Annotated in this window: 12 protein-coding genes; 5 read left to right on the top strand and 7 right to left on the bottom strand. The window is 62.6% G+C overall.

All coding sequences use genetic code 11. The features are described from left to right. Window positions 1–20 precede the first annotated feature (20 nt). Window positions 21–1,241 (top strand): mannonate dehydratase, encoded by a 1,221-nt coding sequence (gene uxuA, locus AC3YMN_RS07740; RefSeq protein WP_489889566.1) that lies wholly within the window; start codon window positions 21–23, stop codon window positions 1,239–1,241. A 21-nt stretch (window positions 1,242–1,262) separates the two neighbouring features. Here the strand turns inward: uxuA and AC3YMN_RS07735 are convergent, their stop codons facing one another. Beyond that, window positions 1,263–2,927, bottom strand: a complete 1,665-nt coding sequence (locus tag AC3YMN_RS07735; RefSeq protein ID WP_489889565.1) for a hypothetical protein — start codon at window positions 2,925–2,927, stop codon at window positions 1,263–1,265. A gap of 256 nt (window positions 2,928–3,183) precedes the next feature. On the opposite strand from AC3YMN_RS07735, the gene AC3YMN_RS07730 reads away from it, so the two are divergent. Next, entirely contained in the window at window positions 3,184–3,603 is a 420-nt protein-coding gene (locus tag AC3YMN_RS07730; protein WP_489889564.1) for a GNAT family N-acetyltransferase, read from the top strand. On the opposite strand, the gene AC3YMN_RS07725 is transcribed toward AC3YMN_RS07730, so the two are convergent. The 6 genes from AC3YMN_RS07725 to AC3YMN_RS07700 are packed head-to-tail and all read right to left on the bottom strand — an operon-like array spanning window position 3,600 to window position 10,768. Next, entirely contained in the window at window positions 3,600–4,715 is a 1,116-nt protein-coding gene (locus AC3YMN_RS07725) for an anhydro-N-acetylmuramic acid kinase (RefSeq protein ID WP_489889563.1), read from the bottom strand. The genes AC3YMN_RS07730 and AC3YMN_RS07725 overlap by 4 nt on opposite strands. 4 nt (window positions 4,716–4,719) lie before the next feature. Further along, window positions 4,720–5,727 (bottom strand): serine hydrolase domain-containing protein, encoded by a 1,008-nt coding sequence (locus tag AC3YMN_RS07720; protein WP_489889562.1) that lies wholly within the window; start codon window positions 5,725–5,727, stop codon window positions 4,720–4,722. Next, entirely contained in the window at window positions 5,724–7,454 is a 1,731-nt protein-coding gene (locus tag AC3YMN_RS07715) for an ABC transporter ATP-binding protein (protein ID WP_489889561.1), read from the bottom strand. Before AC3YMN_RS07715 ends, AC3YMN_RS07720 begins: the two co-directional genes overlap by 4 nt. Beyond that, window positions 7,451–8,290: an ABC transporter permease gene (locus AC3YMN_RS07710; RefSeq protein ID WP_489889560.1), complete on the bottom strand. Its 840-nt coding sequence runs from the start codon at window positions 8,288–8,290 to the stop codon at window positions 7,451–7,453. The genes AC3YMN_RS07715 and AC3YMN_RS07710 overlap by 4 nt, the downstream gene beginning before the upstream one ends. Further along, the gene (locus AC3YMN_RS07705; RefSeq protein ID WP_127754911.1) at window positions 8,290–9,249 is read right to left on the bottom strand and encodes an ABC transporter permease; all 960 of its coding nucleotides are present in this window, start codon (window positions 9,247–9,249) and stop codon (window positions 8,290–8,292) included. The genes AC3YMN_RS07710 and AC3YMN_RS07705 overlap by 1 nt, the downstream gene beginning before the upstream one ends. A 49-nt stretch (window positions 9,250–9,298) precedes the next feature. Next, window positions 9,299–10,768, bottom strand: a complete 1,470-nt coding sequence (locus tag AC3YMN_RS07700; RefSeq protein WP_489889803.1) for an ABC transporter substrate-binding protein — start codon at window positions 10,766–10,768, stop codon at window positions 9,299–9,301. Window positions 10,769–11,044: 276 nt separating this feature from the next. Between AC3YMN_RS07700 and AC3YMN_RS07695 the strand changes: the two genes are divergently transcribed. The 3 genes from AC3YMN_RS07695 to AC3YMN_RS07685 all read left to right on the top strand — a co-directional run bounded on the left by AC3YMN_RS07695 (window position 11,045) and on the right by AC3YMN_RS07685 (window position 14,289). Then, window positions 11,045–11,842, top strand: coding sequence for a GntR family transcriptional regulator (locus AC3YMN_RS07695; protein WP_127754913.1), 798 nt, complete (start codon window positions 11,045–11,047; stop codon window positions 11,840–11,842). An 89-nt stretch (window positions 11,843–11,931) separates the two neighbouring features. Continuing rightward, window positions 11,932–12,996, top strand: a complete 1,065-nt coding sequence (locus AC3YMN_RS07690; RefSeq protein WP_489889559.1) for an ABC transporter ATP-binding protein — start codon at window positions 11,932–11,934, stop codon at window positions 12,994–12,996. Window positions 12,997–13,050: 54 nt separating this feature from the next. Continuing rightward, window positions 13,051–14,289, top strand: coding sequence for an extracellular solute-binding protein (locus tag AC3YMN_RS07685; RefSeq protein ID WP_489889558.1), 1,239 nt, complete (start codon window positions 13,051–13,053; stop codon window positions 14,287–14,289). Window positions 14,290–14,296: the final 7 nt, after the last annotated feature.

The raw sequence follows: 14,296 nt of genomic DNA, 5'->3' as shown, positions 1-14,296 counted from the left end.
CTATTCCCTCGGAGATCGACATGAAGCAGACCTGGCGCTGGTTCGGGCCCCATGACCTCACCAGCATTGACGACATCATCCAAAGCGGTGCCGAGGGCGTGGTCTCGGCCCTGCACCACATCCCCAATGGGAAGGTCTGGACGCCCGAGGAGATCGCGCTGCGCCAGCGCCAGATCGGCACTCGCAAGGATGGCTCCCCTTCGGGGCTTCGCTGGGACGTGGTCGAAAGTCTTCCGATCTCGGAAGACATCAAGCAGCAGACTGGCGATTGGCGCCTTCACATCGCCAACTACCAGACCAGCCTGCGCCACCTCGCCGAAGCCGGGCTGGAGGTGATCTGCTACAACTTCATGCCGGTGCTCGATTGGACGCGCACGGCGCTTCGCTGGCGGCTCGCCCATGGCGGCACCTGCATGCGCTTCGAGCTCAACGATTTCGCGGCCTTCGACATCCACATCCTGGAACGCAAAGGCGCTGGGGACGACTACCCCGAGACTGTGGTCGAGGAAGCCGGCCGGCGCTTTGCCGATATGAGCGATGCCGATAAAATCACCCTCGCCCGCAGCGTGACCATGGGCCTGCCCGGCTCCACCGAGTCCATGTCGCTTGCCGACATGCACACCCACCTCGCCCGCTATGGCGCGATCTCCCCCGATCAGTTGCGCGCCCATTTCATCGCTTTTCTGGAAGAAGTGGTCCCGGTGGCTGAAGATCTGGGTTTGCGGCTCTGCTGCCACCCCGACGATCCCCCGTTTCCGCTGCTCGGCCTGCCGCGCATTATGTCAACCGGAGAGCACTTCCGGCTGATCCTGGACGCGGTCAACAGCCCGGCCAATGGCATGACTTTGTGCTCGGGCTCGTTGGGTGCCCGGCCGGACAATGACCTGCCCTCCATCATGGCAGAGCTTGGCGACCGCGTGCACTTCCTGCATCTGCGCAATGTGACACGCGAAAACGATGCGATCATGGGCTCGTTCTACGAAGCCGAGCATCTGGGCGGCGATACCGACATGGTCGCGCTGATCGCGGCGGTACTTGCTGAGGAAGGGCGCCGCAAGGCGGCGGGCCGCACCGATTGGGAAATCCCGATGCGTCCCGACCATGGCCAGGACATCCTCGATGACCTCAACCGCAGTGCCCAACCCGGCTATCCGACCATCGGTCGCATGAAGGGCTTGGCCGAATTGCGCGGCATCACCAAAGCGCTGCAACACGGCGCCGTTCACTATCAAGACGCTTAGGAGCGAAGCCCGCCTCCGGTACTAAGCTTTGCTCCGGTGCCCCAAGCGATCGGCTCCCAATTCCTGCAGGCTCTTGAGCAGCCTCGGTTCAATGCTTTTAGCCTGCAGTGCGCTTTCGAGGCTCAAGGCTTGCTGCACCTCGAGAAACTGCACCGCAAAGCCGCCACGGGTTACCCGCACGACCTGGGCGCCGATGGCGCCGATCGCGAGATAGTCGCCGACCCCCAGAGCCAGAAAGGTCAGCACAACCGCGCCCGAGGCCGAAACATTGGCAATGCGGCAGCGGGTTTGCCGGCCATCGGGCAGGAAGATCAGCGCCTGTGTATTAAGGGGCACAAAGCGGGGATGAGCGCGCAATTCCGCCCGGTCATCGCCAGCAGCCGAGCTTGGAAGCCGGTCCCCAAACAGGGGCGCAAAGCGCGCATGCGAGCGCGGCGTGGCGAGCGTACTGTGCACCGCAGCCCCACCTAGATAATTGAATTGAGCGGAATAGGCCGCTTCCGCCTTGCCGATCGTGTTGGCGCCATAAGCAAAGCTGGCCAGACCGGCAAGCCGCGCTTCCCGCCCGAACCGCTCGAGTTCGCTCGCCATTTGCAGGTTTTCGCCCTCGGCTTCCCCCAGCGAGATGGACAACCCCCAGGTCGCGCCGCGAACGCCATCGTTCAACCGGTCGTCCCAGGGCGTAACTTGCAACACGACACGTTCGGTGATCTCGCGCGCCGTTCTGACGACCTGGAGCAACTCAAGCGCACTTGCCGCGGAAGGCACGCCGATAACGTCGAGCAACAGGAACTTGCGATAGGGTGGAGGCAGGGCCGCGCCCAGTTCGATGAACTCGGGCGAAGCACCCAGCAGAGTTTGAAACTGCACCGGGACCATGACGCTGGCCTGCTTGATGTCTCCAAGCGCCTGATGCAGGCCTTCGACGGACTTGGCGAACAACACGCAATCAAGATTGGCGAGCGCCTCCAGCAGCTCATCTCGGCTTTCGAGCGCGGTAAGATGTTCGGCCGCCGCGGTCCCTACCCAGCTATCAAGCAGGCTCCGGTTGATGGTTTTACCAAACGCGCGGCTGGGCCAGAGCGGCTGGAACAGGGCACTGGCGTAGCGGAGCGCGGTGATGCGGTGGCGTTTGGCCGACCGGTCGCTGACCTGATCGCGAATGTCAAGCAAGCTGGCATGGAGGGCCGCCAGCGGGTCGCTGGTTTCGGTGAAACGTTGCGAGTCAACGGCCGCGGCAAAGCTTTCGACCGAAACCATCGAAGCGCCATGTTGCAGCTCCAGCTTGATCCTTTCCTCGATCCGCGCCGCGATACGCTGCACCTGGAAGTGCGCAAACGCTTCGTCCTGGGTCTCAAAGCAAACCTGAAACGCGCCACTGGGCAACAGCTGGAACACATCCTGCGGGCCCAGAAATTGCTGCAGCACCTCCTCGGCTATGCCAGTTGCGCGATCCGCGAGCGTGTTCCACCCCTGCCCAACGCGCGCCCGGATCTCATCGAGCCCGACAAGGAGCACGCATCCCGCCATCACGGCCGTTGAATTGCGCGCGCGGATATGGCTGACCAGGCCAGCAATGTCATTGGTGCGAGGCGAGGGCGCCGATGTTGCGGCGGCAAAGCCCACAGCCTTGCTCGATCCGGTGAAGAGCTCTCGGACGCGCTTCAGCAGGTAATCAGTGCGCACGATATGGCCTTGTTGCTTGGCAGTCTCCAAACCGAATGCGGTTCAGTTGGCGCCGTAATCTCCGCTTGAGCATGCCGCGGCTTTACAAAGCACTAACCTCGACGCATTTGCCGGGCCGGAGCACGCGTCGGTCGATGGCTGCTAATCTCCAAAGAGGGGTGTAGCCCCGCCGCAAGACACAGGTGAAAGCCCAGCAGATAAGCCCAAATGTGCTAGTTGCGGGGGAAGAGAACGGCAGCAGCAAAGCACCAAGCAGATGAGCATTATTTTGACCGTGACAGCCGCGCCCTCGGCCGCCGACCTGTCGGCGATCAGTGAAGGATTGGCAGCCTTCAACCAGGCAGATGTCGGGCCAGCGGAGCGGCGAGCCCTTGCCGTGACACTCAAAGACGGTACTAGCACGCTTGTGGGCGGGCTTTCCGGCTATACGGCCTGGGGCTGGCTTTACGTGCAGTGGCTGTGGCTGGATGAAGGCCAGCGCGGCCACGGCTTGGCCGGTCGCATGCTCGAGGAAGCGGAAGAAGAAGCGCGTAGCCGCGGCTGCCACGGCGCTTATATCGACACATTCAGCCCCGTTGCGCTCAAGGTTTACCAGCGTGCCGGCTATGTGCCCTTTGGTGCCCTGCCCAACTTCCCCGCAGGGCGAACACGCACCTTTTTGCAAAAGCCGCTTTAGCCGGCAATGCGCCCGCCGGTGAGAGGATGGGGCGCCCCGGTGGTGGTCGGAAAACTGATCGGCAGCCCCCGCAGCACGCGAGCCGCAAGGAAGGCAAAGCATTCCGCCTCCACCGCATCTCCACGCCAGCCGACTGCTTCGGCGGGAATGGCTTCCACGCCGGCACGCTCATGCAGCATCGCCATGATGGTCGGGTTATGCCGCCCGCCCCCGCACACCACCAGCTTGGTTGGGCGCTCCGGCAACAGGTCCAGTGCCTTGCCGACCGCTCCAGCGGTAAACGCGGTGAGGGTCGCCGCACCCCTTGCGGGATCGAGACCGTCGGCCATCGCAGCGGTGAAGTCGAAGCGGTCGAGCGATTTCGGAAAGGGCGCGGAGAGATAAGGATGCTGCAGCAATTGCGCGAGCCGCGCCTCGTCGACCTCACCGCTGGCGGCAAGTGCACCGTCGCGATCCATCTCACCCAGGCCCAGGGCCTTCATGAAGTCGTTAAGCGGGGCGTTGGCGGGACCGGCGTCAAAGGCAATCAGCCCGGCTTCGCCGTCCCACCAAGTGACATTGGCCACCCCGCCCAGGTTCAGCACCGCCGTGTCGCCGCTCGCCTCGATGCCGCGCAGCAGCGCCTGGTGGTAGACGGCAGCGAGAGGCGCGCCTTGCCCACCGGCGCGCACATCGGCCGAACGAAAATCGAACGCAACTTTCACGCCAAGCAACTGGCTCATCAACGCGCCGTCGCCCAGTTGACGGGTTGCTCCCATTCGGTCCGGTTGGGGCGCCCGGTGCAACACCGATTGGCCATGGAAACCGACAATGCCGATATCAGCCATGCTGAGGCCCGTGCTTTCCACCAACTGTCGCACCGCTTCAGCTTGGGCGCGGGTGAGCGCGGCTTCGGCTTCGGCAAAAATGGCAGGCTCGGGCCCCTCGAAGTTCCACTGCCGAGCGGCGGCCAGAGTTGCTTCGAGCAATCGGCGAACCTCGCTTGTATATGGCGCCAGCGTATAGGCGCCGAACTGCTCGATCCGCTCGGCATCGGTCTTGAGCAGCGCAACATCGATATTGCCGTCCAGCACCGTGCCGGTCATCAGCCCAACAGTCCAGATCGGGTCCACGGTGCTATTCTCCATTGCCGCTGATAAGATCGCCTACGGCGCGCCGCAGGCTCATAATGCCACTGTCGAAATGCCGGGTCGGATGGACGCGATTGGTCAGGAGAGTCCAGGCCCGGCTATTGGCGAAATCGATCCATAGGCCGGTGCCGGTAAAGCCGGTATGGCCAATCGTCTCGGCCGAGCAAGCCTCCCCACCCGACCACCCCTCATAGGGGCGCTCCCAGCCATGGGTCCGGCGTCCCGACACTGGGGTGCGCATCAGCTCGATTGCCTTGGCCGAAGCACCCGTGCCATTCAGGAGGCCTTCGGCAAAGTCGAGCACGGCGCCAACGGTGCCGAACAGCCCGGCGTGACCGGAACCCTGCAGCGCATAACAGTTCTCGTCATGCACTTCGCCAACCATGACCCGGCCCCGCCAGGGATCCTGTTCCGTTGCGACGGCCTGGGCGGGATCCGCCGACCAGGCGAAACCCGGTCCGGGATCGATCTGGCGCATGGAGCAGCCCTGCAACCGCTCCAGCACAAAGCCCAGAAGGATGAAATTGAGATCGGAGTAAACCGCCGGACCGGACGTCCATTCATGCTGCATCACAAAGGCACGTAACAGGTCGGGATCACTGCCATAAGTATAGATAGGAAAAACCCCAGGTAGCGGCGTCTGGTGTCCCAAACACTGCCGGAAGGTGATCTTGCGTTCCCAGTTGTCGGGATTGTACTGCCGCCAATCTGGCAGCACAGAGATGATGGGTGCATCGAGATCGATGGTGCCCGCATCCGCCAGCGCCAGAATGCGCGGAGTGGTAAAGATCACCTTGGTGAGTGACGCCAAATCGAACCACGAGGCTTCGCTGATGGGGCGCTGCTCTGGTACCAGCTGTGCCAAGCCAATGACCCTTGTTGCTCGAGAGCCGTCCCGCTCAACCACTCCGAGCACGCCGCCGGGGATGCGCCCTTGTTCAATCGCGTGCCGCACGGGGGCAAAAGCGCGTTCCGCAACATCCTCTAGGCTCATGCTTCCTCCAGCCTCACCCGGTGATCACTACCAGCGTCTCGCCAGTTCGCCATAGCAGGCTCATAGCCCGGCGGCCGCACCAGCGATGGGATCTGGGTGGCATCCACGGTGAAGTGCTGACGCCGCCGCTCGATAGTAGGCACCGCCGCAATCAACCGCCTGGTATAGCTGTGCTGCGGATCAGACAGCACCGAGGCTGCCGCCCCAATCTCGACGAACTGGCCCGCATACATCACGGCAATCCGGTGGGCGATCCGCTCCACCACGGCCATGTCATGCGAGATGAAAAGGTAAGCGAGCCCGAATTCCTGCTGCAGTTCCACGAGCAGATCCAGCACTTTTGCTTGCACCGACACATCAAGCGCTGACACGGCTTCATCCAGCACCAGAACATTGGGGTTCAGCATCAACGCCCGCGCAATGCAGAGCCGCTGGCGCTGCCCGCCCGAGAACTGATGCGGAAAGCGCAGGAGAGCATCTTCGGGCAGCCCAACACGGCCCAGCAACATGCTCATGCGCTCACGCACTTTTCCATCCAGCTTCTGACCAGCGGCAATGGCAGGCTCGGCCATCAGGTCACGCACATTGAGACGGGGATTAAGCGAACCGAACGGATCCTGGAACACCATCTGCATCGGACGCTCACCTGCGCCCCTGGCCGTCTCGATGTTGCCACGGGTCCTGGCGACGAGGTCCAGCATGGCCCTGGCGGTAGTGGATTTACCCGAGCCGCTTTCCCCCACAATGGCCAGCGTTTCGCCGGGCGCCAGATCGAACTCGACCCCATCCACCGCATGCACCGCGCCCCTAGCGCGCGCAAACAGCCCCCGCTTGACCGGGAAGCGAACCACAAGGTCCTCGACGGTCACTGCTCGTTGCTCGGAGCCTTTGCGCGGCGCATCGCTGCGCACCGCACTACCCTGGTTGAAATGGGGCACCGCTCCGAGCAGGTGCTTGGTATAGTCGTGCTGCGGCTGGTCCAGCACGCCATCGAGCGCCCCCTGCTCCACCGCAACCCCGTTCTGCATCACCATGATCTGGTCGGCAATTCCGGCCACGAGCCCGATGTCATGGGTAATAAAGATCATCGCCATGCCGGTTTCTTCGCGCAGTTCGGCCAAGAGCGCCATGATCTGCGCCTGCACCGTCACGTCGAGCGCCGTGGTCGGCTCATCGGCAATCAGCAGACGCGGATTGCTGGCGATCACCATCGCAATCATCACGCGCTGGCGCATGCCGCCAGATAGCTGGTGTGGATAATAAGCCAGCCGCGCCTTGGCATCGGGAATGCGGACGCGTTCCAGCGCCTGCTCGGCAGCCAGCATTGCCGCCCGACCCTCAAGCCCACGATTGAGGCGGAAGGCTTCCTCGATCTGCTTGCCAATGGTTTGCACCGGATTGAGCGAAGTCATGGGCTCCTGGAAGATCATGCCGATTTCGCGCCCCCGAATCCGGCGCAGCACACCCTCCTCGGCACCGGTAATATCGAGCAGGTCGCCGTCGGGCCGCTGCAGCTTTACGCTGCCGCCAGTGACGCGCCCGCCGCCAAAATCAACCAGCCGGTTGATCGACAAGGCCGTAACTGACTTGCCCGAACCGCTTTCCCCCACAATAGCGAGGGTCTGCCCTTGGTCGAGCTCAAAGCTGACCCCGCGCACAACTTCATTGGCTTTGGGATCACGGCCAAAGCCCACCCGCAGGTCACGAACAGATAGCAGCGGGCTCATGGGGTGCGCCCCTGCGTGCGAGGATCAAGAATGTCGCGCAGGGCATCGCCGAAGAGATTGAAGCCCAAAATACCCAGCATGATTGTCAGCCCGGGAAAGATCAGCAGCCAGGGCGCCTGCTGCATCAGGTTGCGCGCCTCGCTCATCATCAAGCCCAGCGAAGGCGACGGGGGCTGGGTTCCGAGACCGAGAAAGCTCAGCCCCGCTTCCGTCAGCAGGGCCCAGGCCAGCGCCAGGGTGACCTGCACGGTGAGGGGCGCCACGAGATTAAGCAGCAGGTGGCGGGTCAGGATAAACCATTGCGAGGATCCAAAGGTCTTGGCTGCCTCGATGAATTCCCGCCGCTTCAGCGACAAGGTCGGGCCGCGCACGACGCGCGCAAAGATCGGTGTATAAACAATGCCGATGGCGGCAATGCTGGTCATGGTGCCGGGGCCGACAATAGCGATGATCAGCAGCGCCAGAAGGATCGCGGGAAAAGCCAGGAGCACATCCATCAACCGCATCAGCACGCCATCGGCCGGGCCGCCCCACCAGGCGGCAAACAGGCCAATGACCGTCCCCGCCAGCGTCGCAATGCCAACCGAAGCAAAGGCGACAACGAAGGACTGCCCGATCGCCACCATCAGCCGGCTGGCCGTATCGCGTCCAAGGAGGTCAGTGCCCATCAGATAGGTGCCGTTCGGCGCCTTCATCCGGTCAATGCGAAACTGTTGCAGGGCATCATGAGGGGTGATGCCCACAGCCCCAAGGATTGCGAGGAAGATATAAAGGGTGACGATGGCAGCGCCGATCCGGCCGCTCGGATGAGCGGCAATAGCTTTGAGCAAACCCATCAGCGACTCCCCAGCCGAATGCGGGGATCAAGCGCCGCATAGGCGAGATCAACCAGAAGATTGACGATGAGGAAGTTGAAAGCCACGAACAATACCGATCCCTGCACCAAAGCGTAATCGCGCTGGCTGATTGCATCCAGCGTCAGCCGCCCAAGCCCTGGCAAAGCAAAGATCTGCTCGACGATCACGGCGCCGCCCAGCAGATAGCCAAATTCCACTCCGCTCAGCGTCACCACGGGAATGAGCGCATTGGGCAGGGCATGGCGCCAGATGACGCTACGCGCCGAGGCGCCCTTGGAGCGTGCGGTGCGTACATAATCCTCATGCAGTACATCGAGCATGGCCGAGCGCGAAATGCGGGTCACCGAGGCGGCAAAGGCAAAGCCGAGCGTCAGCGACGGAAAGATCAGTTGGCTCAAATTGGCGAGGGGATCGACGTGGAGCGGTGTGAACGTGCCCATCGCCGGCACGACTCCAAAATAAACCGACAGCACGAAGATAATCACGAGGCCCACCACAAAGCCGGGCGTCGATTGACCCAGCATGGCCAGCACCCGCACGACAAGGTCGGTGGGCCGCTGTGCCCGGGTGGCGGCGAGCACCCCCGCCGGCACCCCAATGCTGAGCGCGATCAGCATGGACAAAACGGCCAGTTCCAGCGTCAGTGGGAAGCGCTCGAGGATCACGGACAACACCGGCCGGCCATAGGTGACCGACACGCCCATATCACCACCGAACAGCCCGGTGAGCCAGCGCCAATATTGCAGGTGGATGGGTTGGTCGATGCCGAAATAAGCAGCAAGGGACGCACGTTGCGCCGGGGTCAGCAGGCCCGCTTCCGTGCCGAGCATGGCGGTGATCGCATCGCCCGGAATGAGCCGGATTGACACGAACACCAGCACCGAAACGCCCAGCAGGATCAGCGGAAAGGTCAGCAGCCGCTGCGCGACGTAGTTCATGAAATCAACCGTTGGGAAAGGAGGCGGGCCCCTGGCCCGCCTTCAGGCATCAGGGGGTGACGGAAACCTTGGTCAGGCCGAACAGCGTACCGGTCGGCGAAGGCTCAAAGCCCGACACGGTCTTGAGCTGGGCCGTATAGGTGTTGGAGGTCGACAGCCAAATCCACGGGGCCATCTCCACCAGATGCGCCTCGAACTGGCCAAAGATTTCCTTGCGCTTGGCGGGGTCCGTTTCGATCCGGCCCTGCTGCATCAAGCTGTCGAGCTCGTCATCGACATAGTTGGAAACGGCGAGCAGATTGCCATCCTTAGTGAAGTACCGATTGTACATTGGATAGGGGTCGGGACGGCCGCCGTTCTGGGCGACTGCCATGTCGAAATCACCGGCCAACCAGGTATCGACAAAGACATTGAGCTCCATGATCTTGATTTCGAGATCAACCCCGATCTCTGCCAACTGGCTCTGCAGCACCTGGGCCTCGGCCGAGGCGACCGGAGGTTCCCCGCTGGCGGCGATCACGGTGGCCTTGAACCCGTCAGCCATCCCGGCTTCTTCCATCAGCGCCTTGGCTTTTTCCAGGTCCTGCTCATAGCAGAACAGCGTGCTGGGATCGCTGGCATAGGCCGGCATGGTCAGGGGGCCGGTGACCTGCCCCTCACCCACTAGGGCGGTATCGAGCACTTCCTGGCGGTTGACCGCGCAAGAGATGGCCTGCCGCACCAGGAGGTTGTCCATCGGCGCTCGCGAGGGATTGAGCTGGAGCACGTTGTAGGCAAGGCCCGGAATAGCATTGAGCTGCAGGTTCGGCTCATTAGGAACGAGCGTGGCGATCAGCGGATCGTTGAGCAGGGCAAAGTCGGTTTGCCCCGCACGCAGGGAGGCCAGGATCGCGGTCTCATCGGGCAGAACCGAAATGGTGATGCCATCGATGGCAAGCTCGCCGCCCGCCCATTCGGGATTGGCGCTCAGCACTTCGCGCGAATTAGGATCCCACTGGTCGAGCTTGAACGGACCCGAGCCAAGCGCTGTGGTGCCGATGCTGCCCGCCGTAATCGCGCTGGTCGGTACCACAGCGGCATTGATCGTGGCCATGGCCACGAGGATCGGCGCATCGGGCTGGGACAGGGTGAACACCACCGTGCCCTCGTCGGGGGTGCCGATGGAGGCAATGGACAGGAAATTGGAGCGAGCCGCGGCACCTGTTGCTTCATCCAGCAACCGCTCGAACGAAGCCTTGACGTCCGCGGAGGTCACCGGCGTGCCGTCGCTGAACTTGGCATCGGCATCGAGCTTGAAGGTCAGCGTGGTGCCGTCTTCGGAAAAGCTCCAGCTTTCGGCAATCGCCGGCACCACATTGAGTTTGCCGTCGAGCCGCACAAGAGGCTCATAGATCAACTCCAGCAGCCGCAGGGACGAGAATGCGGTCTGGGTGTGCGGATCAAGCCCCGTGGCGTCCTGCGCCCAGGCCATGCGCAAGCTCGCCGCCTCAACGGGCAGCGCCAGGGCTGCGGAAAACATCGTCGCTATGGCGACGCTGGACAAAAACGGCTTGCCGAACTTCAGATGCATTGTGATCTCCGGTGCGAAACTCTTGCGCGCTCTTTGATGCCTCATGGGCCATCACGGTGCCGAGGGCGAGCTTATGCCTGGGAGAGCGGGAACGGCAATCAACCAACAGGTCGATAGCCTCGCTTCACAAAGCTTGGCAGCGCTTCTTGCGTTGACGAGCTTAGCGCCATAACGTCTGCTCTGTCGAGACTGGTATCATACTGGATCTATCGGGAGGGGCCGGTGATGGCAGAAAACGGGCTGGCGGCGCTTGCGCCCCAGGGTGAAGAGCTGCCCTCTGCCCTGTCGCAGGCCATTGTTGCTGCCATGCGCAGCGACATGGCCCATGAAGACCCACTTTATCTGCAGCTCGCCCGCGCCATTCGCGGCCTGATCGAAAGCGGTCACCTGCGTTACCGCGAATCGCTGCCTTCGGAGCGCACTTTGGTCCGGGCCACCGGCATTTCCCGTGTCACCGTGCGCAAGGCTATTGATCAGCTCTTCCGCGAAGGTCTGGTGTCCCGCCGGCCAGGAGCCGGCTCCTATGTCGCGCGCAAATTCGATCAGCCCATGTCGGTGTTGGTCGGGTTCACCGCTGACATGACGCGCCGGGGCCTTGCGGGTCGGTCCATTCTGCTGGACAAGACGGTCAGCCTGCCCAAGCCCGACGAATTGCTCAAGCTCGCCCTTTCTCCCAGCGACAAAGTGCTCCGCCTTTCGCGCGTGCGCCTGGCGGACGACGAGCCGCTGGCCATTGAAAACGCCGTGGTCCCCTTGTTTGCTGTTGAGCCAGACCGGATCGAGCATTCACTCTACGAAGCCATGCGACACACCGGTAACCGACCGGTGCGCGCTCTGCAGCGGCTGCGCGCCGCGGTAGCGGACGCGGACGAGGCCCGTCATCTAGACATTCCCGAAGGCAGCCCTATCCTTCATATCGAGCGCCATTCCTTTCTCGCCAATGGCAAGCCCATTGAGGTGACTCACTCCGCTTACCGCGGTGATCGCTATGATTTTGTCGCCGAACTGCACCTGGAAGACTGAGGCAAAGTGCGACAAGTGCTTTACATCCGCAGCGCCTTGTTCAATGCTGTGGTATTGCACTGGTATGGTCCGTGCGCAGGAGGCCATGCATGGCGCAGTTGAACCTTCGTGGCGTCAAGAAACGCTTCAAGAGCACTGAAGTGCTCCATGGCATCGATCTCGACATCGGTGACCGTGAATTTGTGGTGTTTGTCGGCCCCTCCGGCTGCGGCAAGTCGACCTTGCTGCGCCTGATCGCCGGCCTCGACCCCATCAGCGAAGGCGAGTTCATCCTCAACGGCCGGCGCATGAACGAAGTGCATCCGTCCCAGCGCGGCATTGCCATGGTCTTCCAGAGCTATGCGCTTTACCCGCATATGGATGTCTACGAGAACATGGCCTTTGGCGCTCGCCTGATGGGCCTGAGCAAGACCGAGGTCGAAGCCCGCATCGCCCAAACCGCGCGCATGCTGCAGCTCGAGCCACTGCTTAAGCGCCGCCCGCGCGAATTGTCGGGCGGCCAGCGCCAGCGCGTTGCCATTGGCCGCGCCCTTGTGCGCAAGCCCGCAGTGTTCCTGCTCGATGAGCCGCTGTCCAATCTCGATGCAGCCCTGCGCTCCGAAGTGCGCCTCGAAATCGCGCGCCTGCACCGGGAAATCGGTGGTACCATGATCTATGTGACCCACGACCAGGTGGAAGCCATGACCCTGGCCGACCGGATCGTCGTCATGAATGCCGGTCGGATCGAGCAAGTGGGCTCGCCCCGCGAACTTTATGAAACCCCGGCCAATCTCTTTGTGGCGACCTTTATCGGCTCGCCTAAAATGGCGGTGATCAATGCTGAGCGCACCGGCAATGCCGTGACTGTCGCCGGCGCCACGGTGCCACTCGCTCGCCTGCCCGCCGGTGGAGGTGCGCTACGCCTGGGCATTCGCCCCGACGCCATGCGCATTCAGCGCGAGCCGGGTGCCAGCGCCATTCCGGCCAAAGTCGTTTACACCGAATATCTGGGTGAAAACGCCTTTGTTTATGCCCGGCTCGTGGATGGCACGCTGGTGGGCATCCGCACCACGCCCAATGATCTCTATGAGCCCGACGCGCCGGTCGGCCTGCTGCTCGACAATGACGCGATCCATTTCTTTTCTGCCGAAGATGGCCGCCGGTTACCCGCGTAATCCAGGTGGCGAGTTGATGACGATTACGCCTGCAAACAAATCAAGGGAGTTGAAATGCCAAGCACACTCATTCGGATCGGGGCCGCACTGGCCGCCATCACCGTCGCGGCGCCCGCACTGGCGCAGGACCTGACCTTCTGGAGCTGGCGCCAGGAAGATCGCGCCCAGTATGACCAGTTCATCGACACGTTCGAAGCCGCCAATCCCGGCATCACCGTAAACTTCGAAACCTTCGAAGCCGCGAACTACAACACCATTCTCGCCACGGCTCTCGCCGGCGGCAGCGGGCCCGACCTGATGATGGTCCGCGCCTATGGGGGGCTCGAAAACATCGCCGTGCCCGGCTATCTCGAGCCGCTGACGACCGAAATCGTGCCGGCTCTGGCCAACTACACGCCCGAAGCGCTGGCCGCCGAAACCGTGCGCGCCGACGGCAAGGTCTATGCCGTGCCCTTCGCCAGCCAGACTCAGCTCGTGATCTACAACAAGAAGATTTTCGATGATGCAGGCCTCAGCGAACCCCAGACCTGGGACGAGTTCATGGCGCTGAGCCAGAAGCTCAAGGACAGCGGCATCATCCCGATCGCCAATGGCACCGCCACGGCCTGGCAGAACGAGACGGTGACCTTCGACTTCGTGTCCTCGCTGATGGGCAAGGATTTCGTTGCCGATATCATGTCGGGCGAAACCGATTTCACCGATGAGCGCTTCACCAGTGCCCTGGCCGCTCTCAAAGACCTGTCACAGTACTTCCCGGACGGCTTTATCGGCCTTGATTATGCCAGCGCCCAGCAGCTGTTCTCCTCGGGCATGGCGGCGATGTTTGGCGGCGGCTCCTATGAGCTGGCCACCTTCCGCGCCCAGAACCCCGATCTGGAACTCGGCGTCTTTGCCGCCCCCGGCCGTACTGCCGAGGACGAAAAGCTTGTCGCTCTCTATTTCGACGGCGGCTATGCAGCCAATGCCGCCGGCGCCAACAAGGAAGCGGCGCTCAAGTTCATCAACTATCTCGCGAGCACCGAATTCGGTCAGGCCTTTGCTGACAACCTCAACAACATCTCGACCGCACCGGGCGTAACCTTCCAGGATCCGCTCCTGGCCGAGGTTGCCGAGCTCAATGCCACCTCGATCCCCTACCTGTTTCTCGTGAACTTCCGCTATGGCGAGCCCTCCGGCTCGGTGCTGATCCAGAGCGAAGTGCAAAAGCTGTTTGCCGGCGAAACCACGCCGGAAGCCGCGGGCCAAGCCATCACCGATGGCCTTAAGGTCTGGTACGAGCCCTTCCAGGACTGATCACCCC

Source organism: Devosia sp. Z11_6 (genome assembly GCF_058133665.1).
The sequence above is the reverse complement of the archived record's forward strand: the minus strand, read 5'-3'. Positions and strand labels throughout refer to the sequence as shown.